Origin of the sequence: Paraburkholderia largidicola, from assembly GCF_013426895.1 — a bacterium.
Taxonomy (GTDB): Bacteria; Pseudomonadota; Gammaproteobacteria; order Burkholderiales; family Burkholderiaceae; genus Paraburkholderia; species Paraburkholderia largidicola.
Map to the genome: position 1 here is coordinate 2058623 of NZ_AP023174.1, position 26543 is coordinate 2085165.

Below are 26543 nucleotides of genomic sequence, written 5' to 3' on the forward strand. Positions count from 1 at the left end.
GGGCGAACGTCTTGCTCATCGCACACGCTCCGAGCAATTGATCAGTCCTCCAATCGCCGACGCACCGTTCAGACTGAGAGAATTACCGCTTCCACTGGATTGCGAAACCGCCCCCTTCAGGCGAATCGAGGCCGCCTCGATCACGACACCCGTCGCGTCGATCGTGATCGTGCCTCCGGGGCCTCTGATTACCATGGTCTCTGCCGCGTCGACCTCGAAAACTCGTGTTTTCTGCTCGATGCGCTGACTGGCCTGCAACTTGTGATGCCCCTGCACCGTCTGCTCGACGTTGCCGCTCGTCTCTGCAAAGTAATTCGCACCCGTCTTTTCGTGCCGGTTATTACCGACTTCGTCGATGCGATCCTTGTCAATCTGGCTCGCGTAGTTGCGGCCCACGGCGAGAAACGCGTTGCGTCCGATCTTGTGGCGACGGTTTTCGTTGATATCGACCTGCTCGTTGTTGCCCACCGTCTCGATACGGTCACGGCCGATGATCGTGGTCTCGTCATTTTCGATAGTCTTTATCCGGTCATGCTCGACCGCGTGGGACTCGTCGTTCTCCACTTCCACGCGCAGGTCTTTCTCCGCGTGAATCCATACTTCCTCCGCGCCTTTCTTGTCCTCGAAGCGGATCGCATTCGCGTTACCTGCACCACCCTTCAGCGAGCGTGACAGCAGTCCACTCTGCGTCGCATTGCCCGGCAGATCCCACGGCGGCATCGTCGCAGCGTTGTACAACCGCCCGACCACGATCGGTCGGTCGGGGTCGCCGTTCTCGAAGTCCACGATCACTTCCGTGCCCACGCGCGGAATATTGACCCCACCGAATCCACCGCCCGCCCACGGATACGACACGCGTATCCAGCACGACGCATTCTGGTCTTTCACCCCCGAGCGGTCCCAATGGAAACCCAGCTTCACACGGCCATACTGGTCCGTCCAGATTTCCTGGCCCGCCGGGCCGGTGACGATCGCCGTCTGCGGCCCGCTCGTGCGCGGCTTCGGATAGCGCGTACGCGATGGACGAAACACCGTCGTTGCCGGTTGCACCACGAACGCACTGCTGATCGTGTATTCGCCCGAACCGCTCGCCGCACCGATCTCCGTGGCCGAGAACCACGCGCTGATCACCAGGTATTCCCGGTTTGCCGGCCGATGCGGATAGCCCTCCAGCCGGAACGTCGTGCCGCACACCACGTCGCGCACCTGGCCGCTGCCCGAGGCGCGCTCACCATGCGCACGCACTTCTTCCATCCGCAGCCGCGCGAACTGTTCACCATGCTCCCGTTCCGTGTAATCCCCCGGCCACTCGTAGCGCTCGAAATCGTTATGCGCCGTCTCCTGCGGCAGTTCGTTCTGCGCGATCAACCCGGCCATCGGCTTCTTGAAGTCGTAATCGTTCGTTGTCCAGCGACCCGACTGCAGCGCACCGCTCATATCGAACGCGTCGATGTATTCCTGATCGATCCTGTGACCCGGCGGGTAATACCACAGCGTCTGGTAGGCAGTGCTCTCGACCGGCCTGTGCGCGCCGAGGTGATCGACGAGCACCATCCGGTGAAACGTGCCCGAATGCTCGAAGAACCAGTAGATGCCGTGCTCGGCCATCAGCCGCTGGATAAAGTAAAAATCCGTTTCCCCATACTGCACCTGATAGTCGAGCACGGGATACGAACCGCTCAGCCGCAGGTCGTACGAGTACATGTACTTGCCGAACACGTCCTCGATGATCTCCACCACCGTCTTGCGCTGGAATATGCGGTAGTCCGACGTCTGGTCGGCCAGCCAGATCCACGGCCTGAGCGCGAGCTCGTAGTTGCTCTGCCGGTCAGACTGGCTCACATAGCGCGCTTCCGTCACGATGCCGCTGATCTCGCGCGTGCCCGCGCCGATGTTGGACGCACCCGCCATCCCCTGCATGCCCGCAATGAAGGTACCCATCCCTTCGAGCTGGATCGTGACCGTCAGCTCCTTGCCGATCATCTGCTTCAGATCGAGGTTGGCGGCCTCCGACTCCGGCATCTCCAGCGGCGTGCGGCACGACAACGTGTACGCGTAGATCGCCGACAGCGCTTCCTCGCCCGCTACGCCCGTCAGTTCGAGCGCCGGTTCTCCCAGTGGCGATACGGGCAACGCAGGACCGCTCATCGTTATGGTCCGGCTCTTTACAAACGTTAGCATGACTAAAGACACTCCATATTTCTTCGACCGTCTGATGACGAACTCCCCTTCGCCTGCACGTCGGTTCCCGCGTTATCCGTAACCGCGGGGAACCGCAATCAGATTGCAGGTTTCCAGACCATCGCCTCGATTAGCGACAATGAAAGGCGTCCACCTTTCCAACAAGTCGTTCCGTTTCCTTGCTCATGCAGATCGTTTGTGCCGTTTGACGCATGGAGCCCTTTCCCCACTCGCGTTCGCTTTGACGCTTGCATGCGCTATCGCGCTGGCTCGTCCACTTCGAAACCTGCTCTTCGAGGCGAACCTTGCACGCCGGCGAATCCGCCTCCTTACGCGACACAGCGAGATGCAGATTCTGCTCGGCAACGACCTGATCGCGCCATGCGCAGAAGTTCATGCTGGCCTGACTGGCGTCGCAGTTCGCCACTAGCGCAGCGACCTCGCTCGCCGGTAATCCGCTGCGGCCGGCGATCTCGTCGATGGGATTGACGGTCGCTGCGTGAAGCGACGTGCACACGAGGCCGCCCAGGAAAAGAATGGCGAACTTCATTGCGCGTCCGCCGCTGTCCGAAAAGGCGCCGCCTCTTCCCGGCGACGGTTGACCAACCCTGCCGACCGTACGGGTTGCAGTCGACGGCCATGCACGTCTCGCGGATGCACATTCACGTTCCGGCTCATATGGGCGACGACATCGGCGTCCTGTCCTGCGTTAGCTGCGGCGAGAACCGGACGTGCCCCCGACGGCCCGGTGTTGTACGCATAACTCACCAGCGCATCGAACTGATCTTGCGTCAATTCGCGACGCTGCACCTGCCGGCGGACGGCGACCTCGGCGCTGCGCACGCTCACCGCCAGTTGCGCGTTGACGTCTGCGACGCTGACGGGTCGACGCATTTCATCGTCCGTACACGGGCCATGATGCGCCAGGCCACCCACGCCAAATGTGCAGTTGTTCGCTATGTCGTTGTAGTAATGAAGGACGGCACCCTCGCGAGCCCTTAACGCGCTCAGCCCTGCTGCACTCATCTGTTTGGTTTCGTTAGGCACCTTGGTTTTCCTCCTCGGTCGCCCATTGCGCAAGCAACTCGGACGGTATCGCCTTGACGACTTCCGCATACCGCTTGCCGACGAACTGCTCGGCTCGCCGCAGAAGTACGGGTATGGGACTGCTCGGCTCGTTCAGTTCGAACCAGTGACGCGCTTCGCGAATGCGCTCCAGCGCGGCCTCGCGACTGTGCGAAGCGGCAGTGATGCGCGGCGCGACCGGTTCAGCAACGGCGCGTTCAGCGAGGTCCACAGGTCTGGTTATCGCATCTTCATTCTTGGTTTCGGCGATTGCCGGATCGGCCGGCGTCATTTCATCGACCGCAGAGGCAAATGGCGACGCAGGGTGCCGCGGACCATCGCCAACGACTCGTTGCAGCAACCGTGTCAACGCAGAAAAGTCCGGCTGGTAGACGCCCAAGTGCTCTTTGCACCACCTCTCGATCGAACCGATGCTTGCGAGCGCTTCGTCGAATCCCGCCAGCATGTCCGGTTGCTGAATTCGCAGATCGTCGAGCTGTCGTCTGACCGATTCAGGCGCGAGCGCATCACCCGGACGCGGGTGCGCAAACGCGCGCTCGACGTCCCGCACCTGCAGGCGCGCCGCGGTCGAACGCGTCAACGCGATCTCACGCACGTCGGAAAGCAGACCATCGGTATCGGTCAGCGCCTGAAGCGCATTCATTCGAATCTCAAGCACCGCATCCTGATCGTCATCCATGCCTGGCTGCGGTTGAATCGCGTCGGGAAAAGCCGCAAGCCACGCGGCCAGCAATCCCAGGCCCTCTGCCAGTCCGGCGGATCCCGCAAGCCTCGTGCGGCAACGCGCGAATGGAATGGCCAGGCGCATGTCCTTGCTGCGCATCATCAGGCGCCGGCAATCGCGATCGACTTCGCTCCAGTTCACCGGTTCCGGCGTGCCGACGAAGTCGCCATACTGCGCATCCATCTTCGCGGCCATTTGTGCCGAAAGCACGACGAATTCGGGATCGTACTCAAGGTCGACTCCGCACGGCGCGCCGGGGTCGACAGGCGACATCCAGTCGTGTGGCAATGGCGCCGCAACCTTGGCAACTGATGCCTTCGAGGCTCCCTGCTTCTTGCTGCTACTCATACTGTCCTTCCAGTTGCGGGGTGATGCGACGCACGCCAGCCGCATCCACGGACTGATCGACGAACTGATCGACGTAGCGTTCGGGCTCGAAGCGCATGCCGGTAATCGGCTCGCCGCCAGGCGAACGACCGAGCCACCCTGACCAGCCGAGCTGCTGAGGACCGCCCATCACGGCGGGCGGTGCGCTTTGGGCGCGGATACGCAATTCCAGCTCCCATTCGAATTCACGGCTGATGAAGCTGCGCACCCAGTCGACGAGCCGCGGCAGTTCCGCTCCACGTGGCGTGAAGCGCAGGTATTCGTCGATATCGAGCGGACCGATAACGATCCGGAAGCGATGCTGACGGTCGGGCACCTGCTCGCCGAGCATCGCTCCATCGCCCATCGTGGCGGCAGAGCCAGGCTTGCCCATATAGCTGTGATCCTCCGGCGCCACGTCGATCCAATGGAAGACATATTCGTCGATCGCCACCGGCACGCCGAAATAGCGCGCGAGCGTCATGCGCAAGCCATCGGGATTGCGTGCTTCGCGAACGAGATGTGCCGACGCAGCCAGTTGTGCGTGGGCAGGCAAGGCTCGCTGCGCAATTTCTTTCGTATCCTGACCAGTCAGGCTCGCGACGTAGAACGAAAAGCGTTCACTGTCCGGCCCCGCACGATCGAGCCCGACCGTTGCCTGTGCAGCAGCCCAGGCTCGGTAAAGCAGCGTCAGATAGCGATGGTGGAAGATGTCCAGAAAATCGACCAGCGTCTGATCGCGGCGGCTTTCCTCACGCTCTCGAGCAATCTCCGTCATGTGGATAGGCAGCGGCCCGTTCGGCCCCAGCATGCCGAGCCCGAACAGGCGGACGTGCAGACGCCCATCCAGTTCGCCCACGCTCGCGATCTCGCGTGGCGCAAATGCCAGGCTCGGCTTCTGACCCAGCCGGAACGGCTCGGCACCGGGACGCAGCGCCGTACCGACAGGATCGATGCGGCAATCAGCGCCGATGCGCCGCATCAGCGACAGATAACCGTACACCCACGGCCGGGTCCGCAGCAGTTCGATAGTGTCCGTCGATAGCGCCGCCTCGCGCAGCATCGATGTGAACGGTGCCCGCTTCATCACGCCACTCCGCGCGTGCCCATGCGAACCGGCCAGCGCATCAGGCTGCCGCGTTGCATCGAGTGAAGCTCGGTCTGCGTGAACGAGTTGATCGACACGTGCCGCGCCAGATAGTGTTCGAGAATGAGCCCGAACAGGTAGGGACTCACGCCGGAAAAGCCGGACTCGTCGACGGTCAACTGGCATTCAATGCCCCGGCCGAACACCAGCGGCCCGCCGCCGGGCAACTTTCTCGCGACCGGCCGCGTCTTGACACCGACGAGGCTTTCCACCTGCCGCTGTGGGCTCGTATCGTCACCCGTCAGGAACAGGCGCAGCATGTCGCGTATGCCTCGCCCGCCAGGACGGTGATCCATATCTTCGAGCGGCAGGTAGTTGAAATTCAGCTGGCGGATGAGCCGCCACGCGTTCTCCCGCTCTGCGAACGGCGCTCGCGGCGTGCTGGGCGCGCGGATCAGGCCAACGCTCACCACGGGCACGGAATCGCTGGCTTTCAGATCATTGACACCATCGCGAGGCAACAGGTTGGGTAGATCCCGATTGGTCAGCCAGGCGTCCACGGACAGGTAGCGCATCCCTTCGTGATACGGCGCTTCATGCTGGTCGACCAGCGAGACAAAGGCCTCGGTCCCGATATATGGCGTGCGCGTGCCGTAGCGGCGTGCCGAGTCCGACATCAGACGACGTTCGCGGCGAAGCGAGAAGTAACGTCCGTGATTGCCTTCATCGTTGTTCAGCGTCTGATAGAGCGGCCGGAAATCGAGTTCCGCTGATTCCTTGCCGACCTGCCCGGTCAGCGAATCGACCGCATACACTTCGTAATCGAGCGGCGCGAGACGCTTCGGAACGAGATGGAACTCGGTGCTGGCCTCGTTCAGTTCGATACGCTCGATCTTGCGCGCAAACAGGTTGATCACCGGCGCGCAGAACAGCGCGAACCGCGATGCGTCGACAAGTCCGGCCAGCCGCTCCGGCGACTGATCGAGGAGCACCACGATCTCGGCTTCGCGCCCTTTGGTCTTTTTCAACCCCTCCCGCAATCCCGTCAACGTGAAGAAATAAAAGCGGCTCGGGCACGCGAAGTATTCGTGAAGCAGATTGTGCCCATGGAATTTCGACCAGACGAGTGGCAGCAGACCCTGCCCGGTGCCGAGGCCTTCGTGCACGACCGCGTTTTGCACGACGGCACCGAAGGGGCGCTCGACCTCGCCGAACGAACCGGGCTCGCCCGTGATCGACGCGACACCCGCTGCGTGAAGCAATTCGAAAAGGTGCGACGCGACCTGCTCATCCCCGGCGAGATAAATGGGCAACCGATCCAACCCCTGCAGATCGCAGATGTTGGCCTCACCCGTGCACCGCAGGCGCAAACGCAATGCGCCGCGTACATGCGTATGAGGCGGCACATAGCGGTCGAGCATGGGTATATCGGGTGGAATCCCCGTAAGCCGCGCCTCGGTAATCTCCAGCGGGTACAGCGTGACGTCCTGGCTGGTGCGGAATTCGCAAGCCGTTTTCTCGCCCGGTGGCGTGCGGCTTTTCAGTGCCGTGCCACGCGGCACAGAAAACCCCTCGACGAGATTGCCTTCCTTCGGGCTCGGAAAAAACCGCGCGACCGCCATCGACGGCGTGGGCGCAACGTAGTTCGGATAGATCACCTCGAGCAGTCGCCCCGTGAAACGGGGAAACTCCGCATCGAGCTTGAGTTGCATGCGCGCGGCCATGAAGCTGAACGACTCGATCAGCCGCTCGACATACGGGTCGGTCATCTCGCCGGCCTGCATCCCGAGCCGGCGCGCGATCTTTGGATGCATCTGCGCAAACTCGCCCGCCAGTTCGCGCGTGTACAGAAGTTCCTGGTTGTAGTAGTCGAGCAGTCGCGGGTCCATATATGTGTCCTGTGCTGGTCAGCGGGTGCTCGCGTGCAGGCGGCTCGTTTCCAGATCCAGCGAGCTTTGCACCATGAACTCCAGCGGATAAGGGTTCATGTCGATCATTCCCCGGATTTCGAAGGCCAGATGGTTGTATCGCCCCTTGCTATCCATTTCCGTCAAGGGCACGACCTTTACTGAGTCGGGAATGAGCCGAGGTTCGAACTCCCGGATTGCTCGCCGGATCGTCTCTTCGAGGTCTGCCCACTTATGTGAGGCCACGAATGCGCCGGCGAGCGGCGGCACACCGAAATTGATCGTCGATGCTGCAGCATGCGGATAGCGCTTGCGGTCAATCAGATCTTCGATGCTGGTCGCGTTCAGCAGAAACGCCAGATCGCGCTGGACGATGTCGCGCAACTGCGTGCGTGTGACGGCATATTCATCCGGCGTCTCGATTTGCCGGTGAGGCGCATCATCACGCAGCCTGTCGAGCAGCGTGGGCATCAGAAGCGCATCCGCCCGGCGCGGTGCGGCCGCCGTCCGATCGGGTAGATAGCGTTTGCGACTCATCGGGCCTGCCCTCTCTCCGCGTCGCAATATGCACCACTATCGTCGACCTGTTCAACGCCAAACTCGCACTCGGCCAGTTCGAACAGATCGAAGTCGCCAGCGCTCGTCGTCCACGTCTTCCGCCCGGAAGCGATCACACCTGTCCGTCCGGCATCACGCCATATCGTTTCGCAGCCCAGCTGGAGCGCTTCTGGAACGCGCTCCACCGGATCAGCGGCAATCGGATAGCGTGCCGGCATAAATCCACGCACGACAGTGCCGTCCTTCAGCGTGAGCGTGCACGACGCCCACACGAGGTCGATCAGCGTCGTCGGGCGTTCGATCCGCCAACTGCGGATGTCTGCGAGCGAAAGCCATCGATAGCGGCCAGCCGTCATCACCTCGCAGACGGGACCCAATCGCGAGTCGCTGTCGCCGATCCAGTCGAATGTGTGCCCGGCGCTCTTACCGCTGACGAGCGGCGCAAGTTCGAGCGCGCGTTCGCGCGCCTCATCCGATGCATCGAGTTGGCCTTTAGCGGCAAGTCGAAGCGCGTCGAGCATACCTTCCATCCATCCGCTGGCGCCGTCGACCACCACACCGGGTTTCTGCAACCCTGCCATCACTTTCCCGCGCCACAACTCCGCACGGACGAGATCGCGACACGCCTGCGCGACGGACGCCTGTGACAGTTCGAGTTGGGCGTAGACCTGAAGTTGCTGCACGGCGCGCGGCCACTCATACGTGATACAGAGCAACTGAAACAGTGTCCAGCGATGTGCGGCCAGCGCTGGCTGACGGCGAATCTCCGCTTCGACATGTGCAATCTGTGTAGCGGGCGAAACGTGGCGCATGGCGCCCGAAGTAACGTGCTGCATCGGCTGGCCGGTCATTCGTTCTATTCTGAATTCGTGCGATTCGAGGAGTGATCCAGCACAGCCAATGGGCTGTCGATGGCGAGCGTGTGATGGTCGCGCCGCGCTACCGTCGGCGGTACCGCCGCGGCACGGCGCGCCGCCGCCATGTGGTATTCAGGAGGCGCAAACAACCTCAGGACTTCAGGTATCGCCTCGGGCTGCCCGACATCGGAAGCACCACGACGCAATGGGCCAAACGCGTCTTCCACTTTCTCGATATCCGATAGCAAATCCCCGAGGGGCGCGGACATGTCGTCGCGACGATCGTCCCCCGCAGAGAACAGCGTCCATGCGTCGTCTTGTTGCGGCAGCGTCGAGCTCAGCCATGGAGCAGACGGAAAGGCATGCGGCGACTCGAGCGCCTGGTAATACTGATTCTTGAGCGCAGCCATGAGATCGGCACGATCGATGTGGCCGGGCGACTGGTTGCGTTCTCGAACTGACGCCTCGCGCGTCGAATCCGCCGAAGCACCCAACAGAGCAAGGATCGCGTTGTTATCGAGCGATGCACCCGGTGAAAACTGCTCCGTCCGGATGCTGCCAGGCGAGTTCCCCTCTGCTCTTTCCAGCGACGCGCCGCAATCCGACCCGCTGGCGACATCGCGTGTCCATGAAGCGCGTCGCCCATTTATTCGGCTACTGCGCGAGGGCGAAGGCTTACGGAAAATCGTGCTGAAGTACATGGGAAATGTCATTACATTGCGTCAATTTCGGATGCTTTTCGATGAGACTTGATCCACGAAGGATAAGCATACCGAATTAACTCACAACCGGAATATGATGTCCATAACAAACTTCGACAGCCAAAAATCAAACCTAGAGCTTTAATTCGAGATAAATTTAAAATCCCATAAAGACTTGAGAGATTATGAGAATCGCCTTGTACGAATCACCCTACCCATATAAGAAAAATCACGCACCAATAGAACATTGAAAATTCTTGAAAATGATCTTTTACCGATCATTTTTCCGTTTATTTTCATATATTTATACATGAACCATGGAGCAAAAATTCTTCTACATCCAGACTTGCTCCTTACCATATATCAATAAACCTCCAAATAATATATGAGATAAACCACCCCCAATCCCGACATTGACTGATTCAAGTTGAGACTCGCATAATTCAAAAACCGGCATAAAACGGTTGGCTTTTCTTTCGAAATCACACAAACAAGGCAGGCTATCGAAAGTTTGCCTTGCGAGGGAAGGAACGCCCTGTTCGATACGCAATACTAATAAATTCAATAGAAGACCAGTTCATGACGATTTCTCGCCAGGCGCTGTTCGGAAAACTCGGGGCCACCCTCTTCCGCAGCATCGAGTCCGCCACGACGTTTTGCAAACTGCGCGGCAACCCTTACGTGGAGCTCGCCCACTGGTTGCATCAACTGATGCAGTTAGCGGACAGCGACCTGCATCGCATCGCGCGTCATACGGGTATCGATCCCGCCACGCTGCGACGTGATCTCGCCCGGGCACTTGCTGCATTGCCGACTGGCGCCGGTTCGATCAGCGACTTCTCGCATCACATCGAACTCGCCATCGAACGCGCATGGGTGCTCGCCACGCTCGAGTTCGCGGATCGGCGCGTACGTGGCGCGTGGTTTGTCGCCGCAATCGCCGGAACCCCGGAATTGCGGCGCGTGTTGCTTTCCATATCGCCGGCGTTTGGACGGATTCCCGTCGACGTACCTTCTGACGAACTGGTCGCCTGGATCGACGGTTCACCCGAAGCGTCCGACTCGCCCTACGACAACACGGATTTTTCCGCCGCAGTGCCCGGTGAAGCATCGCAAGCGCTGCCGACAGGTTCGAATGGGACGCCTCTGGACCAGTACTGCACCGATCTGACGGCACGGGCCCGCGCCGGCGAGATCGACGTCGTGACGGGCCGTGGACAGGAAATCCGCACGATCATCGACATCCTCCTGCGTCGCCGGCAAAACAATCCCCTGCTCACCGGCGAGGCGGGCGTCGGCAAGACGGCCGTGGTCGAAGGACTGGCTCTCGCCATCGCCAGCGGCGACGTGCCTCCCGCACTGGCCGACGTGCGGCTGATGACGCTGGATGTCGGTGCGTTGCTTGCCGGCGCGAGCATGAAAGGCGAGTTTGAATCGCGCCTGAAAGCGGTGCTCGACGCCACCATCAAATCGGCGGCGCCCACCATCCTGTTCGTCGACGAAATCCACACCCTCGTCGGTGCAGGCGGACAGGCGGGAACGGGCGACGCCGCGAATCTGCTCAAGCCTGCGCTGGCGCGCGGGACGATGCGGATGATCGGCGCGACGACGTGGTCCGAATACAAGCGGCACATCGAGAAAGACCGTGCCCTCACGCGGCGCTTCCAGGTGCTACAGATCGCCGAACCACAGGAGCCCGCGGCCATCGACATGGTGCGCGGCCTTACGAAGACATTCTCCAACCATCACGGTGTCGTCGTCCGCGACGAGGCGATCCGAGCCGCCGTTGCGCTGTCGCACCGCTATATCCCGTCACGGCAATTGCCCGACAAGGCCATCAGTCTGCTCGACACGGCATGCGCGCGCGTGGCCCTGTCACAGCATGCGCCGCCCCGCGAACTGCAGGCCGTGCGCCAGAAGCTTCAAGCGGCAATCATCGAACGCGACCTGCTCGAACAGGAGGCACGCATCGGACTCGATGCGCAGAAGGCGCTCGCAGCGGCAAAGGCGCGAATCAGTGCATTCTCCACCGAAGCAAAAGCAATCGACGCGCATTGGCAAGCTCAACTTTCAGCCGCCAAGGCGCTCGCCGCGGCGCGTGAAGCCGCAATCGCAGAGAACGACACACAGCACGACAACGCCGCGCCGACCGTCGCAATGCTCGCCGAACTTGAACAGGTCCTTCACGATTTGCAGGGCGAAACACCATTCGTATTTCCCGAAGTGGACGAAGCGATCGTCGCGAAAATCGTCTCCGACTGGACTGGAATCCCAGTGGGCCGCATGGTCACAGACGAAATCACAGCGGTGCGGGCGCTGCCGGAAACCCTTGCGGCTCGCGTGATCGGACAGCCGGAGCCGTTGCGTCAAATCAGCGAGCGGGTCCAGACAGCGCGCGCCGGCCTTACCGATCCGAAGAAGCCTTTGGGCGTGTTCCTGCTCGCGGGTCCGTCCGGTGTCGGCAAGACGGAAACCGCGTTAGCGCTCGCTGAAGCGCTCTATGGCGGCGAACAGAACCTGATCACGATCAACATGAGCGAGTATCAGGAGGCCCACACCGTCTCTGGCCTCAAGGGTGCGCCGCCGGGATACGTCGGCTATGGCGAGGGCGGCGTGCTGACGGAAGCCGTGCGGCGCCGCCCGTATTCAGTCGTGCTGCTGGACGAAATCGAGAAGGCGCACCACGACGTGCACGAGCTGTTCTTCCAGGTCTTCGATAAAGGCTATATGGAGGACGGCGATGGCCGCTACATCGACTTCCGCAATACGACGATCCTGTTGACGAGCAACGCAGGTTCTGACCTGACAACAACCCTGTATGCGGACGCAGCCCTTGCCCCCGACCACGAAGGCCTGCGTGAAGCGCTGACGCCCGAACTGCTGAAGGTCTTTCCCGCGGCATTTCTCGGGCGTGTGACCGTCGTGCCGTACCGGCCGCTCGCGCATGCGTCGCTTGCAAGCATCGTGCGTCTGCATCTTGGCCGCGTCGCGCGCCGCATGGCCGACAGTCACGACATCGTCCTGCACATCAGCGAGCACGTGGTCGACTACATCGTTGCGCGCTGCCTCGTTCGGGAAACAGGCGCTCGCGTGCTGATCGGATTTATCGAACAGCACATTCTGCCGAGACTCTCCGCACTCTGGCTCGACGCGTTTTCGTCGAAGCGCACGCTGTCGCGCATCGATATCGACGTCGCCGACTGCAATGCCGCTCCGTCCACAGCAATCGTGTTCGCCGCGGTCGACAGCACTGCAATGGAAGACGCCGCCTCTCCTGTTCCCGTCGGCGAGATCCAATAACCCTCCCGACTATTTCCCACGCTTACGGAGTCATGCATGTCCGCTTCAAATAGTTCGCAGAAGTTCATTGCGCGCAACCGCGCCCCGCGTGTTCAGATCGAGTATGACGTCGAGGTTTACGGTTCCGAGAAGAAGGTGGAGCTGCCGTTTGTGATGGGCGTGCTGGCCGACCTTTCCGGCAAACCCGTCGAGCCGTTGCCGGCCGTCGCCGATCGCCGCTTCCTCGATATCGACGTCGACAATTTCGACGAGCGCATGAAGGCCATCAAGCCGCGCGTCGCATTCGCCGTGCCGAACACACTCACGGGCGAAGGTCAGTTGATGGTCGATATGACCTTCGAAAGCATGGAGGACTTCTCGCCTGCTGCCCTCGCCCGCAAGGTCGAGCCGCTGCGCGAACTGTTGCAGGCCCGCACCCAGCTGGCCAACCTGCAAACCTACATGGACGGCAAGTCCGGTGCCGAAGCACTTGTCAACAAGCTGCTGGCCGATCCCACTTTGCTGAAAGCGCTCGCCGCCGCGCCGAAACCGAAAGCGGCAGACGCAGCAGAACAGGACGACCCAGCCAACACGCTGAACTGATCGCCGGGCGTTGACGGAACCCATTCCAGCACGAACCGACTCCAGCACGACAGAGGAAATACGATGGCAACACAACAGGTACAGGCCTCATCCAGAGCCGCGACACACACGCAGAGCGATTTTTCACAACTGCTGTCACAGGAGTTCCGCCCCAAGACCGAGGCGGCTCGCGAAGCCGTTGAATATGCGGTGCAGACGCTCGCCGAACAGGCGCTGCGGCAGTCGACTACGATCAGCGACGATGCGTACAAAAGCATTGAAGCCATCATCGCGCAGATCGATCACAAGCTTTCGGAACAGATCAACCTCATCCTTCACCATCACGATTTTCAGAAGCTGGAATCGGCGTGGCGCGGCCTGCATCACCTGGTATCGAACACCGAAACCGATGAGCGCCTGAAGATCCGCTTCATGGATGTGTCGAAGGAAGAACTGCGTCGCACCATCAAGCGCTACAAGGGCCTGGCATGGGATCAAAGCCCGCTCTTCAAGCAGATTTATGAAGAAGAGTACGGCCAGCTCGGCGGCGAACCGTATGGCTGTCTCGTCGCCGATTACTACTTCGATCACACGCCGCCCGACGTCGATCTGCTGGGCTCGATCGCGAAGATCTCGGCAGCGGCACATACGCCCTTCATCTCGGGCGCTTCGCCGTCGGTGCTGCAAATGGAGTCGTGGCAGGAACTCGCAAACCCGCGCGACCTCACGAAGATCTTTACGCAGAATCTCGAATACGCGCCGTGGAATTCGCTGCGCAACACGGAAGACGCGCGCTACATCGGACTCGCGATGCCACGCTTCCTGTCGCGTCTGCCGTATGGCGCCCGCACGAACCCCGTCGACGAATTCGATTTCGAGGAAGACACCAACGGCTCCGACCATCGCAACTATGCGTGGGCGAATGCGGCGTATGCGATGGGTGTCAATGTCAATCGATCGTTCAAGCTGTACGGCTGGTGCTCGCTGATTCGTGGCGTCGAATCGGGTGGCACCGTCGAGAACCTGCCGTGTCACACGTTTCCGACCGACGACGGCGGCATCGACATGAAGTGCCCGACGGAAATCGCGATTTCGGATCGCCGCGAAGCCGAACTGTCGAAAAACGGCTTTATCCCGTTGGTACATCGCAAGAACACCGATCACGCGACGTTCATCGGTGCGCAGTCGCTGCAAAAACCGGCCGAATATTACGACCCGGATGCGACGGCCAATGCCAATCTGTCGGCCCGCCTGCCGTATCTCTTCGCATGCTCGCGCTTCGCGCATTACCTCAAGTGCATCGTGCGCGACAAGATCGGCACGTTCCGCGAACGCGAGGACATGCAGCGCTGGCTCAACGAATGGATCATGAACTACGTCGATGCCGATCCGGCTAACTCGTCGCAGGAAACCAAGGCACGCCGTCCGCTGGCGGCGGCCGAGGTCGTGGTCGAGGACGTCGAGGGCAACCCCGGCTACTACCAGGCGAAGTTCTTCCTGCGTCCGCATTTCCAGCTCGAAGGACTGACCGTGTCGCTGCGTCTCGTCGCACGGCTGCCGTCCGTAAAGGAAGCGGCCTGACCGGCTTCGACCACTCGATGCACCACGTGATCTGTCGTCGAAGCCGACGACAGATCCACCCTCACAGGAGATGCGATGGCCTGGACGTACAACCAGAGAACGGGAACGCTTACCGCTCCCGATGGACAGTTGACTGCAACGGATGGTTATTCGGGAGCGGGGCAAGGTCGCAACAATCCCGCAATGGAAAGTGAAGCAAACGTCGGTCCGATTCCTCGCGGAACCTATCAGATCCGAAGCGCACGACACTCGGTCCACACAGGACCCGTGTCGATGGATCTCGCACCGGGTACGGGCACCCACACTTTCGGTCGCAGCGCCTTTCTGATTCACGGCGACAACCTCACCCATACGGCGTCGCACGGTTGCATCATCCTGCGCCGAGAAGTTCGCGAGCAAATCAATGGAAGCACCGACAGGAAGCTGATTGTCCAATGAAGCGACATCTTCACTGCGCGCTTGCGCTGCTCGTTGCTGCGAGCCCCGTCTTCGCGCAACCGCTCACGCCTGCACAGGTTACGCGAGACATCCAGGCCCATGGCGCGCGCGCCACGGTGCAATCTCTGAACCGCGCGGGACGCCTCGACGCGGTTCTGAACCAGATCGCGACGGGAAACACGGCATGGGTCCGCCTTTCGCGCAGTTTGGCAAAAGGCACTGACGCGGGAGATTCGACCGGGCTGAGCGTCGCCCTTGCGCGGGCGCTGCCAAAGAATCCCAAAGCCGTGCTCGGCGTACTCGATGACGGGCCAGTCACAGGGGCGACGGTCGTGTGCAGCGTTCCGTTCATCGAACCCACGCCGCGTGAGATAAAGGACTACCTGGAGCGCGCCATTCCCGCGGTGAAGGGCACTTCGGTGTCGGAGCGTCTGCCGCAACGCGCACCCTGCCTGCGAGCATTGGAGCGCGTCGCAGAGCAAACATCAGCGCATTCATCGTAATCAAAGTGGCAACCGCAGCGGAACAGAGCATCCCCTGATTCGGCAAGGATGTCCGTAAAGCTAGCGTTGGCAGCATGTTTTTTACTCAAGGAAGGAGTACTAGATGGCACAGGATATTTTCATCAAGATCAACGGCATTGATGGCGAATCGCAGGACGCTGCGCACAAGAATGAAATCGAAGTGCGTAGCTGGGGCTGGCAGATCCTCCAGCAATCGAACATGCATATGGGCTCGGGCGGCGGCGCCGGCAAGGCGACCGTCGAAGACCTGGCGTTCGAACACCTCGTCGACCGTGCAAGCCCGAACCTGATGAAGTACTGCCTGACGGGCAAACACATCGATCAGGCCGTGCTGACCATTCGCAAGGCGGGCGGCAACCCGCTCGAATATCTGAAGATCACGATGAGCGATGTGATCGTCACACAGGTGCAACCGTCGGGCAGCAATACCGACGACGGCATCCGTGAACAGGTTCGTCTGTCGTTTGCCAAGGTCAAGCAGGAATACGTCGTGCAGAACGCCCAGGGCGGCAGCGGCGGCGCCGTCACGGCCGGCTACGACATCAAGCTCAACAAGGAAGCGTAAGCACCTTGCCATATGAGGTCCGGCGCGCGCCGGACCTTTCCACGCTCTACTCTCGCCTCTTTACTTCCGATGCGCCCGTCCTCTCGCGTCATTGCACTTGCTTCTGTGCTCGGACTCGCCGCATGCGCGAGCAACGATCCCAAAGCCGTTCACGAACCGGTCAAGATGGACCTGACGGTGACCGCGTCGTCCACTGTCAATCCCGATGATCAGAAACGCGCCGCGCCGATCGTGGTGCGCATTTACGAACTCAAGAACGCCGATGCGTTCAATGCAGCCGACTTTTTTTCTCTGCAAGGCAAAGACAAAACCGTACTCGCTGATGATCTCGTCGTGCGGGACCAGTTTCAACTGCGCCCTGGCGAAACCAGATACATCGAGCGGAATGCGGAGCAGGCAACGACCACTCTGGGTGTCATCGCGGCATACCGCGATCTACCGAATGCCGTATGGCGCGCCACCTGGTCGCTGCCACCCGCGCCACCGGCCGCGTGGTATCGCTTCGCGCCGAAACTCAAACTGACGATCAATCTCGACACCAGTGCGATCAAGATCACCGATGCACAACAACAGAACAAGTAACGGACCCTACGCATGAGCTGGTATAACAAGGTCACCTGGAGCGAGGGACTGTTCCTGCGTCCGCAACTCTTTCAGCAGCAGGAACGCTACATCGAGTATTTCGCACACAAGCGCGCTGCTCCCCTCTCGCCTTTTTTCTTCGGGTTCTCGCACTACGCGATCGACACAGAAGCGCTCGCGCTCGGCAAGGTCATCGTCAAGTCGGCGAGTGGTGTGTTCGCAGACGGGACGCCATTCGATACGCCAGGCACTACGCCGCCGCCCGCGCCGCTGACGGTGCGCGCCGAACATCTGGACCAGGTCATCCATCTCGCCGTGCCCATCCGCGTCCCCAACGCGGAGGAAACGACGTTCGACGAATCGTCGCATTCGCTGGCGCGCTACGCGGTATTCGATACGGAACTCCGCGATACGAACTCCGTCGGCCAGGGCCCCAAAACCGTCCAGCTATCCAATTTGCGGCTGCGGCTCGTGCCGCAGAAAGAAATGACCGATGCGTGGATCGGATTGCCCCTCACGCGGGTCAAGACGCTGCGCGCGGATGGCAGCATCGAACTCGACGACACGCTCATTCCGCCCGTTTCCGGATACGGTGCAAGCGCGCTGCTGATGAGCTGGCTCGCGAAGATTCACGATCTCACCCGTCTGCGCGCCGATGCGCTCGCCAAACGACTCACAGGCAGCGACGGCCAGGCCGGCACCGTTGCCGAAGTCTCGGACTATCTGCTGCTGCAAACGCTCAACCGCTACGAACCGCTACTGCAACATGTGCGGCGCGTCCCGACCACCTCCCCCGCCGATCTGTACGCGCTGCTGCTGAGCATGGCGGGCGAGCTCTCGACCTATGTGCGCCCGGAAACACGCCGGCCGCTCGAGAGCCATCCGCCCTACCAGCACATCGAGCCGCATGTCTGTCTGAAGCCTGTCGTCGATGATACGCATCTGCTACTCAACGCGGTGCTGGTTCGCAGCGCACAAAGTATTCCATTCGCCGATGCGGGATACGGCATGCGCAACGCGGTGGTCGATCCGGGGGAAATGCGCAGCTTCAATTCGCTTGTGCTTGCCGTGTCGGCGCAGATACCGCCCGATGCCCTGGTCCAGCAGTTTGCGATGCAGGCCAAGATGGGACCGTCCGAACGTCTGCCCGATCTGGTGCGCTCGCATTTGCCGGGCATTGCCCTTCAGGCACTGCCAGTGCCGCCTCGTCAGATTCCGTTCAACGCGGGCTTTGTGTACTACGAGCTCTCACGTACGGGCCCCTTGTGGGAGGCAGTCGCGCGGCACGGTGGCATCGCGCTGCACGTGGCGGGCGACTTCCCCGGGCTCAGGCTGGAACTGTGGGGCGTGCGCGGATAGCGCGGCACGCTCGAAGACAGGTGCGCTTCGTGAGAAGCGCCCGTTCATATGACATCAGGGGAACACAGTGAATCCAGACTCAGGACTGCCCTATTCCAGTACGGCCGTGGCACCGGACGACCGTCCCACGCACTCCGGTATGCACAGGGCCACTGGCGAGCCCGCATCCGATCCGAAACCGGATCCGACGGCCGAGCTACTGGCGAGCGTCCCAGCGGGTGAGTCGCCCGCTATGCGTCTGCGAGCCGTCGAAGCAGCACGCAATCCGCTGCTTGAAGCTGCGCGGCCGTTGCTGCGCGCGCTCGCCGACGTGCCGAACGATCTCGACTCGAAGAGTATCGATCAGTTACACGTGCTGCTGAAACAGGAGATGCGCGTCTTCCAGCGACTCTGCGAACAGGCCCGGATCCGGCGCGATCATATGATCGGCGCCCGATACTGCCTCGCGACCGCGCTCGACGAGTCTGCCGGGCAGACGGCCTGGGGCAAGCGGGAGACCGGCGTCGAATGGATTCGCAAGGGGCTCGCCACCGAGTTCCACGAGGACCGCCAGGGCGGCGACAAGATCTATTTGCTGATCGGGCGGTTGATGTCCGAGCCGCAGGAGCATCTCGATCTGCTCGAGGTCATCTATCGCATTCTGAGCCTCGGCTTCATGGGTCGCTACCGGCACGAGGCCGATGGGGCTCGCAAGCACGACGCCGTGCGTCAGCGGCTTTACAACGAAATCCAGACGCAGCGAGGCGTGGTGCCGATCGCCCTCTCGCCTCGCGCGCAGTCCGACGCGCGCGGGAAACGCATGTCGTTCTACGACTTTCCGGTCTGGATTACGTTCGCCGTGCTTGGGTTGATATTGCTTGGTCTGTTCGGCTGGTTCAAATATCACCTGCTTGATCATGGCGCAGTCGTGGAGAAGCAGATCGTCGACATCGGCCATATGACGCCGCCACCTGCCCCACGGTTGCCGCACCTCAAGGAACTGCTGAAGAACGAGATCGACGCCGGCACGGTCAGCGTCGATGAAGATGCACGTCATAGCTCAGTCACGTTCAGGGGCGACGCGATGTTCCCGCCGGGCGGCGTCAACGTGAATGCAGCCATGGGTCCGCTGATCGCGAAAATCGCCAGCGAAGTCGGCAAGGTGCCCGGCAAAGTCACGGTCACGGGCTACACCGACGACTTACCCATCAGGAGCCGCCAGTTCGCGTCGAACGATGCGCTTTCGGAAGAACGCGCCACCCAGGTCATGCAGATGCTTCAGGCCGCCGGCGTAGCCGCTGCACGGCTCGAAGCCATCGGCAAGGGGGAGGCGAACCCCATCGGCGATAACAGGACCGCACAAGGCCGCTCGCAGAACCGCCGTGTCGAAATCATGGTCACGCCCTGACCACGCTCATGCCCATCGGGATTCATGTATGAAGAAGGTGTTGTCGTTTCTGATATCGCGCTGGTTCTTTGCGTTCCTCGCGCTGGTGGTTCTCGGACTGTTGATCTGGTTTCTGGGACCCTTTCTCGCATTCGGTGGGCTCAAGCCCTTTGCAAGCGTGGGCATGCGCGTGCTCGTCATTGCGTTGCTGCTGGTTGGCGTGTTGCTCTGGCTCAAAGGCCGCTCGACGAGCATCGTATTCGGTGCCTTGCTGTGCCTGCTGATCTGGTACGCAGCGCCGTTGCTCAGTTTCGGACATACCGAGCCGTTCGCTTCTGTCGCGTCCCGTGTGATTGCCATTGCAGTGGTAATCGCACTCTTTGCTGCGTGCGGTCTGTACTGGGTCGTTCAGAGGATGCGCAGCGACGAAGCATTCCTCAAAAAGGCCCTGACGTTCGGCAACAGGAAAGATCCGTCACCCGCCGCAGGACGGCTGAAAGACGTCGAGACACGCGTCAACGGCGCATTGGCGCGCCTCAAGTCGATGCGTACGGGTGCACGCGGCATAGGACGGCTTTTCCAGGGCACCCGGTACCTGTACGAACTGCCCTGGTACATTGCGCTTGGCTCGACATCCGCCGGCAAGACGAGCGCCTTGCTTAATGCCGGTCTGGCATTTCCGGTTGGCAGTCCCGCACCACGGACGCCGGGCACGACCGTTGGCACGAGGAACGTCGACTGGTGGCTGACGAATGACGCGGTGCTGATCGACACGGCCGGGTACTACACGCATCACGGTGCGTCGACGCAATCATTGCCCGCGCTCCTGGACAAACGTGCCCCGGACGAAAAGAACGCCAGCCGCGATACCACGCGTCACAGCATGGACTTCCCGATGAGCGAGGCCGACTGGCGTCGGCGTATCGATGAAGGCGAGTGGCTTGGCTTTCTCGATCTGCTTCGCCGCCATCGCACGCGCGCGCCGATCAACGGAGCATTGGTAGCAATCAGTCTCGATGTGCTGACGGCGCCCGACCCGTCTGTACGCGCCGCTGAGGCCGAGACGTTGCGCGAACGTCTTGGCGAGTTGCGCGCGAAGCTTGGCATCCGCTTTCCGGTGTATCTGATCATCACACAGATGGACCGGCTGCCAGGGTTTGTCGATTACTTCGGATCGCTGACAGAGGAACATCGCGCGCAGATGTGGGGGTTCACGCTGCCCGTCGCTGGTTCGGCAGGTCAGGACAATCTCGCAGTTGCGTGCGACGGCGAACTGAGGCAACTCGTGACACGTCTTGCGAGCGGCTTGAACACACGCCTCGAGGACGAATACGATACCGACCGTCGCCGACGCCTCGCCGTCCTGCCCGAAGCGTTCGCTGCCCTTGCCGCTCCCCTTGCCGATCTGCTCGCGCAACTGTTCGTCGATTCGCGCTATGACGATACGCAACGACACGCGACACTAAGAGGCGTGTACTTCACCAGCGCCCTGCAGAGCGGGCAAAGCGTCGTCGCCGAACCACTTACCGTCGTGCAGCGACTCACTGCTGGACGCAGCAGCCTCCTGAAAACGGATGTGGCGGCGTCGACCGGCAACCAGAGCTATTTCCTGCACGATCTGTTTGCGAAGATCGTGATTCCGGAGTCGCATCTGGTGCGTCCCAACCTGCGCTGGGAATACCGCTTCCGCTTGCTGCGCCTGCTTGGTCATGCGCTCGGCATCCTGCTGTTCGTCTGGCTCGCGTTGGGTATGCGCATGAGCTTCGGCAACAACAGCGACTATCTCGATGCAATCGCGCGCAAGACGCAGGCACTCGCCGCGAAAGTGGCCGAGCTGTATCGCGAGCCAAAACCGGAGGCCGTCCCCGACACGCTGACTGAAGCCCGCTATCTGCCGACATTGACGGGCCTCGACCTGTCCGCCCCCGATAGCCGCTTCCGTTACGGTCTGTACAGTGCTCCCGGTGTCGTCGATGCGAGCCGCGACATGTATCGCGCGCTCGAAGACAATCTGCTGCTGCCCGTCATCGTCCATCGCCTCGAGGACGTCATCGCGCACGCAATGGCAAACAGGGACGCCAAGAACACGTACGATGCGCTGCGCGTCTACCTGATGCTGTACGACAAGGCGAAATTCAGCGCTACCGATATCAAGGCCTGGGTGCTGGATGACTGGGCGAAGAACGACAGTGCATCGATTTTCGGCGGGCGCGCCTCGATGATCGAACACGTCGAACAGCTTTTCTCTGGCGAGCGTGTCGTCCAGTCGCCGCTCATCCGCAACGACGCGCTGGTTCAGCAGGCCCGGGCGTTTCTCGATGGAAGCAATGCGACACAGCGCCTTTACGATCGCGCCAAAGCGGACATGCAAAAAGAGGCGCCTGACGAATTCACTCTGTTGCGCGCGGTCGGCCCCCAGGCCGGCACCGTGTTCACGCGGGCGAGCGGCGCCCCTTTGTCGCGCGGCGTGGCCGGCCTCTTTACGTTCGACGGCTACCGCAACCTGTTCGACAGGCGCTTGCCGGAATTCGTCCGGGCCGCACGCGATGACGACGCATGGGTGATGGGGCGTTCCTATCTCGGCGAGGCTCAAAAAAAAACGGCTGAAATCGTCAGCACGGCGACGGGCGGCGACGATCCGCTGACGGAAGCGATCCGCCGGCTCTACCTGACCGAATACGCGCAGCAGTGGGATGCATTCCTCGCCGACATCCGCACGGTGACGGGAACCAGCCTCGCGTTCAATCTTCAGGTGCTGCGCCAGTTCGCTGCACCGGACTCCCCGCTCGCCCGGCTCGCGCGCGCGGCCGTGCATGAAACGACGCTCACACAGTCGATGACATCCGCCGACGGCTCGCTTCTGCAAAAGACCACGAACCAGCTCAGCCAGAAAGCCGACAAGACATTCGGCATCCGCGCGGAAGAACGCGTCGAACGCGAACTGGTCGACAGCCACTTCGCGGCGCTGCGCGAGATGGTGACGGGCAACAGCGACACACCGACAGGAAACCAGCCTGCGAGCGCACAGGCCGGCGCGACGGGGCTCGATGGCGTGACGAGCCTGCTCAACGATTACTACACGGCGCTGACCGTCGCCGACAATGCGATCGCGAACAACAGCATGCCGCCCGCCAGCGACGCCGCAGCGAAGCTCAAAATGGCGGCCAACACCATGCCGGCGCCGTTTCGGGAGGTGTTGCTGGGCCTGTCGGTCCAGGGCTCGCACGAGGTGAACCAGGGCATCGGCCAACTGCTTTCGCGCCAGATGCAGGCCGTCGTCAGCGACACCTGCCGGCTGACCGTCGAGGGCAATTACCCGTTCGCTCCCGACAGCACGCGTGACGTGAACATCGACGACTTCACGCGCGTGTTCGCGCAAGGCGGGGTGATCGACGATTTCTTCGCAAAGAATCTGGCGCCATTCGTCGACACATCCTCCACACCGTGGCGCTACCGTACTTTGCCCGGTGCGACCGAGCCGGTGCAGGGTCCCGACCTCGAACCGTTCCAGCACGCCAGGCAGATCCGCGAGACATTCTTCGGGGACCAGGGCAAACAGTTGCTGTGGAAGACGGATATTCGTGTGCCGGAACTGGACCCGACCGTGACCTCCTTCGCGATCGACATCGACGGCCAGAGCACGCAGTACCAGCACGGCCCCGTCACGCCGTTCCCGGTCAGTTGGCCGGGTCCGCGCGGCGGCGTGCATGCCGAAGTCACCGCGAGTCCTCGCATTCACGCCGAAACCTCCACGATCGCCGCGGACGGCCCCTGGGCTCTGATGCGTCTGCTGCGAAAAGGGCAGATCATCCAGACCGCCACGCCGGGCCGCACGCGCGTCGCATTCGATTTCGACGGACGCAAGGCGGTACTCGACCTCGCCAGCGCCGGCAGCGTCGCCAATCCGCTGACGAGCGATGTCCTCACCACGTTCCGCTGCCCCAGCTCGATGCCGATGTTCAGTCTGCCCGACAGCGGGCCGCCGCCCGGCTTACCGCCGGCCGCGGCCGGAGCGAACCCGGCTCGTGCCAACTGATACAGAACAGGCAATTTTTGCAGGGCCAGTTCGATGGGCGGCGGATTTCGAGTGGTCGGTCACAGCGTATAGCTGGCAATCACGAAACACGGCGCAGTGTTGTACGTTTACACAGTATTGCGCCGTGTTCATTGAATAGTCGAACGTCCGCAACCGTCTATCCGCGTATTGGACGTCGCCCGGAATCCGTTGGGCGCGCGAGACCTTCGAACCCTTCGAGGCCGACTCGCCGTGAAGCAGCGCAGCCAGCCACGCCAGAATTCGTCGCCGAGCCCGTTTGCCCCGACCGGTCCTCCCGCTCGACGGTTGGCCCACGCTCCATCCCCGTCCGTCATCGTCACGCCGCTCCCCGGTGATACACTCCCATCACCGTTTCCCATCCCTTTCCTATGAAATTCTGTTCCGTCTGCGGCCACGCAGTGAGCCTGAGCATTCCGCCCGGCGACAACCGTGAGCGCTTCGTCTGCGCGAGCTGCGGCACCGTGCACTATCAGAATCCGCGCAATGTGGTCGGCACCGTCCCCGTCTGGGATGACAAGGTGCTGCTGTGCCGTCGCGCGATCGAACCGCGCTACGGCTTCTGGACCCTGCCCGCAGGCTTCATGGAAATGGGCGAGACGACGTCGGAAGCCGCCGCGCGCGAAACACTGGAAGAAGCCGGCGCGCGCGTCGAAGTGCAGAACCTGTACACGTTGCTGAACGTGCCGCACGTGCATCAGGTGCATCTGTTCTATCTCGCGCGGCTGCTCGATCTCGACGTCGAAGCGGGCGAAGAGAGCCTCGAAGTGCGCCTCTTCGAAGAGCACGAAATTCCATGGGGCGACATCGCGTTCCCGACCGTCGCGCAAACCCTGCGCTTCTTCTTCACCGACCGCGCGTCGGGCAACTACGGTCTGCACACGGGCGACATCTTCCGCTCGCTGCGCGACGGCTGACCACCACCACAGCTGTCGCATGGTTCCCTGGCTAGGCCCCGACGATCCGTTTCCACCCGTCGAACGCGCGCTGTCCGCAGCGAGCGGCGCGCCGGGCTTGCTCGCGGCAAGCGCGGACCTGTTGCCGTCGCGTCTCATCGACGCGTACCGGCGCGGCATTTTCCCGTGGTACTCGGACGGCCAGCCCGTGCTCTGGTGGACACCCGACCCGCGCATGGTCCTGCGTCCGCGCGAGTTCAAGATCTCGCCTTCGCTGAAAAAGACACTCAAGCGCGTGCTGCGCGACGACGCATGGGAAATCCGCGTCGACGCTGACTTCCCCGCCGTGATGCGCGCCTGCGCGCTCGCGCCGCGCCACGGCCAGCGCGGCACCTGGATCACGTCGGACGTGATCGAGGCTTACACGGCATTGCACCGGCGCGGCGAAGCGCACAGCATCGAAACGTGGCACGAGGGAAAGCGCGTCGGCGGCTTGTATGGCGTGTCGTTCGGCAAAATGTTCTTTGGCGAATCGATGTTTGCGGACGTCACCGATGCATCGAAAATTGCGCTCTCCGCGCTCGTCTTCCACTTGCGACGTCACGAAATAGAAATGATAGACTGCCAGCAGAACACGTCGCATCTGGCGTCGCTGGGCGGCCGCGAGATCGCGCGCAAGGCGTTCGTCGCGCATGTGCGCGCGAATGTCGACGCAGCGCCAATCCCCTGGTCGTTCGACAAGACCGTCGTGCGCGATCTTTTTGCGCCGGCGGCGTGATGCGTAGCGTCGTCGAGGGCCGACGCCGCGTGAACGATGACAATCGCCATGGACGCGTCCGCCGGGCACGCTGCAAGCTACCGTCGAGCAGCGAGCCGGATTGGCAAATCCAGAAACGCTTCGAGAGCTGCTAACGTGACTCACCCGAATGAGCTGCCGCTTTCACCGCTTTCGGCGCTGCAATTCTATGCAACAGCGCCTTACCCTTGCAGTTATCTGGAAGGGCGCGTCGCGCGCTCGCAGGTTGCGACGCCCAGCCATCTGATCAACTCCGACGTCTATACCGAACTCGTGCGCGCAGGCTTCCGCCGCTCGGGCGTGTTCACGTACCGGCCTTACTGCGACGGCTGCCGCGCGTGCGTGCCCGTGCGGGTGCCCGTCGAACGCTTTACGCCGAACCGCACGCAACGGCGCGTGTGGAAACGGCACGGCAACCTGATCGCCACCGTCGCGCCGCTGCATTACGACGAAGAGCACTACGCGCTCTACATGCGCTATCAGTCGGCGCGCCACGCGGGCGGCGGCATGGACCGCGACAGCCGCGATCAGTACGAGCAGTTCCTGTTGCAAAGCCGCATCAATTCGCGCCTCGTCGAATTCCGCGAGCCCGCCAATCCCGGCTATGCGGGCCACCCCGACATGCCCGGCACGCTGCGCATGGTCAGCATGATCGATATTCTCGGCGACGGACTGTCGTCGGTGTATACGTTCTTCGATCCCGACCTGCCGCACACGAGCTTCGGCACCTACAACATCCTCTGGCAGATCGAGCAGGCGCGCAGCCTCAAGCTGCCGCACGTGTATCTCGGTTACTGGATTCGCGAAAGCCCGAAGATGGCTTACAAGGCCAATTTCACGCCGCTCGAAGGGCTTTTCGACGGCACATGGAAGGTGCTCGACCCCACCGCGCTGGACCTCTCCCCCGTCGATGCCGCGAAAGCCGGCATACGCGGGATACGCGGCGAACGAGGCTGATCTGCTTTCGCGCAGTCGCGGCCGCCCGCGACGCCCGATCCCTTCAAAACCGAAACGTCGATAGCCGCCGCGCCGAACCGTTAAAATAGCGGGTTCT

The 26543-nt window shown here is 61.8% G+C and carries 22 protein-coding genes; 13 read left to right on the forward strand and 9 right to left on the reverse strand.

Annotation, left to right across the window (positions count from 1 at the left end; genetic code table 11):
- Positions 1-15: 15 nt before the first annotated feature.
- The 9 genes from PPGU16_RS09380 to PPGU16_RS09420 form a co-directional block, all read right to left on the reverse strand.
- Positions 16-2181, reverse strand: coding sequence for a type VI secretion system Vgr family protein (locus PPGU16_RS09380; protein WP_180719748.1), 2166 nt, complete (start codon positions 2179-2181; stop codon positions 16-18).
- A gap of 130 nt (positions 2182-2311) precedes the next feature.
- Positions 2312-2731, reverse strand: a complete 420-nt coding sequence (locus PPGU16_RS09385; protein WP_180719749.1) for a lysozyme inhibitor LprI family protein — start codon at positions 2729-2731, stop codon at positions 2312-2314.
- Positions 2728-3297, reverse strand: coding sequence for a lysozyme (locus PPGU16_RS09390; RefSeq protein ID WP_434064392.1), 570 nt, complete (start codon positions 3295-3297; stop codon positions 2728-2730). Before PPGU16_RS09390 ends, PPGU16_RS09385 begins: the two co-directional genes overlap by 4 nt.
- Positions 3221-4339: a type VI secretion system protein TssA gene (locus tag PPGU16_RS09395; protein ID WP_180722584.1), complete on the reverse strand. Its 1119-nt coding sequence runs from the start codon at positions 4337-4339 to the stop codon at positions 3221-3223. Before PPGU16_RS09395 ends, PPGU16_RS09390 begins: the two co-directional genes overlap by 77 nt.
- On the reverse strand, positions 4332-5444 hold the full coding sequence (tssG, locus tag PPGU16_RS09400) for a type VI secretion system baseplate subunit TssG (protein ID WP_180719751.1): 1113 nt from the start codon (positions 5442-5444) through the stop codon (positions 4332-4334). The genes PPGU16_RS09395 and tssG overlap by 8 nt, the downstream gene beginning before the upstream one ends.
- Positions 5444-7333, reverse strand: a complete 1890-nt coding sequence (gene tssF, locus PPGU16_RS09405; RefSeq protein ID WP_180719752.1) for a type VI secretion system baseplate subunit TssF — start codon at positions 7331-7333, stop codon at positions 5444-5446. Before tssF ends, tssG begins: the two co-directional genes overlap by 1 nt.
- Positions 7334-7351: 18 nt before the next feature.
- Positions 7352-7888, reverse strand: coding sequence for a type VI secretion system baseplate subunit TssE (gene tssE / locus PPGU16_RS09410; protein WP_180719753.1), 537 nt, complete (start codon positions 7886-7888; stop codon positions 7352-7354).
- Positions 7885-8745: a type VI secretion system accessory protein TagJ gene (locus tag PPGU16_RS09415; RefSeq protein ID WP_243460522.1), complete on the reverse strand. Its 861-nt coding sequence runs from the start codon at positions 8743-8745 to the stop codon at positions 7885-7887. Before PPGU16_RS09415 ends, tssE begins: the two co-directional genes overlap by 4 nt.
- A 20-nt stretch (positions 8746-8765) precedes the next feature.
- Positions 8766-9467 carry a TagK domain-containing protein gene (locus PPGU16_RS09420; RefSeq protein WP_180719755.1) on the reverse strand — a complete coding sequence of 234 codons (702 nt, stop codon included), beginning with the start codon at positions 9465-9467 and terminating at the stop codon, positions 8766-8768.
- A 579-nt stretch (positions 9468-10046) separates the two neighbouring features.
- Here PPGU16_RS09420 and tssH point away from each other — a divergent pair.
- The 13 genes from tssH (at position 10047) to PPGU16_RS09485 (ending at position 26446) form a co-directional block, all read left to right on the forward strand.
- A complete protein-coding gene (gene tssH, locus PPGU16_RS09425; protein ID WP_180719756.1) occupies positions 10047-12767 on the forward strand; it encodes a type VI secretion system ATPase TssH in 2721 nt (906 codons plus the stop codon).
- Between the two features lie 36 nt (positions 12768-12803).
- On the forward strand, positions 12804-13349 hold the full coding sequence (gene tssB / locus PPGU16_RS09430) for a type VI secretion system contractile sheath small subunit (protein ID WP_180719757.1): 546 nt from the start codon (positions 12804-12806) through the stop codon (positions 13347-13349).
- Between the two features lie 63 nt (positions 13350-13412).
- The gene (gene tssC / locus PPGU16_RS09435; protein WP_180719758.1) at positions 13413-14909 is read left to right on the forward strand and encodes a type VI secretion system contractile sheath large subunit; all 1497 of its coding nucleotides are present in this window, start codon (positions 13413-13415) and stop codon (positions 14907-14909) included.
- A 75-nt stretch (positions 14910-14984) separates the two neighbouring features.
- A complete protein-coding gene (locus PPGU16_RS09440; protein WP_180719759.1) occupies positions 14985-15347 on the forward strand; it encodes a tlde1 domain-containing protein in 363 nt (120 codons plus the stop codon).
- Positions 15344-15850: a hypothetical protein gene (locus PPGU16_RS09445; RefSeq protein WP_180719760.1), complete on the forward strand. Its 507-nt coding sequence runs from the start codon at positions 15344-15346 to the stop codon at positions 15848-15850. Before PPGU16_RS09440 ends, PPGU16_RS09445 begins: the two co-directional genes overlap by 4 nt.
- Before the next feature lie 103 nt (positions 15851-15953).
- Positions 15954-16436: an Hcp family type VI secretion system effector gene (locus PPGU16_RS09450; protein WP_180719761.1), complete on the forward strand. Its 483-nt coding sequence runs from the start codon at positions 15954-15956 to the stop codon at positions 16434-16436.
- 69 nt (positions 16437-16505) lie between these two features.
- Positions 16506-17018 (forward strand): type VI secretion system lipoprotein TssJ, encoded by a 513-nt coding sequence (gene tssJ, locus PPGU16_RS09455; protein WP_180719762.1) that lies wholly within the window; start codon positions 16506-16508, stop codon positions 17016-17018.
- 12 nt (positions 17019-17030) lie between these two features.
- Positions 17031-18377 carry a type VI secretion system baseplate subunit TssK gene (tssK, locus tag PPGU16_RS09460; RefSeq protein ID WP_180719763.1) on the forward strand — a complete coding sequence of 449 codons (1347 nt, stop codon included), beginning with the start codon at positions 17031-17033 and terminating at the stop codon, positions 18375-18377.
- Between the two features lie 139 nt (positions 18378-18516).
- Positions 18517-19764 (forward strand): type VI secretion system protein TssL, long form, encoded by a 1248-nt coding sequence (gene tssL / locus PPGU16_RS09465; protein ID WP_180719764.1) that lies wholly within the window; start codon positions 18517-18519, stop codon positions 19762-19764.
- Positions 19765-19792: 28 nt separating this feature from the next.
- Positions 19793-23779, forward strand: a complete 3987-nt coding sequence (gene tssM / locus PPGU16_RS09470; protein WP_180719765.1) for a type VI secretion system membrane subunit TssM — start codon at positions 19793-19795, stop codon at positions 23777-23779.
- A gap of 389 nt (positions 23780-24168) precedes the next feature.
- On the forward strand, positions 24169-24714 hold the full coding sequence (locus tag PPGU16_RS09475) for an NUDIX hydrolase (protein WP_180719766.1): 546 nt from the start codon (positions 24169-24171) through the stop codon (positions 24712-24714).
- A 19-nt stretch (positions 24715-24733) separates the two neighbouring features.
- The gene (gene aat / locus PPGU16_RS09480; protein ID WP_180719767.1) at positions 24734-25471 is read left to right on the forward strand and encodes a leucyl/phenylalanyl-tRNA--protein transferase; all 738 of its coding nucleotides are present in this window, start codon (positions 24734-24736) and stop codon (positions 25469-25471) included.
- A gap of 135 nt (positions 25472-25606) precedes the next feature.
- Positions 25607-26446, forward strand: a complete 840-nt coding sequence (locus PPGU16_RS09485; protein ID WP_180719768.1) for an arginyltransferase — start codon at positions 25607-25609, stop codon at positions 26444-26446.
- Positions 26447-26543: the final 97 nt, after the last annotated feature.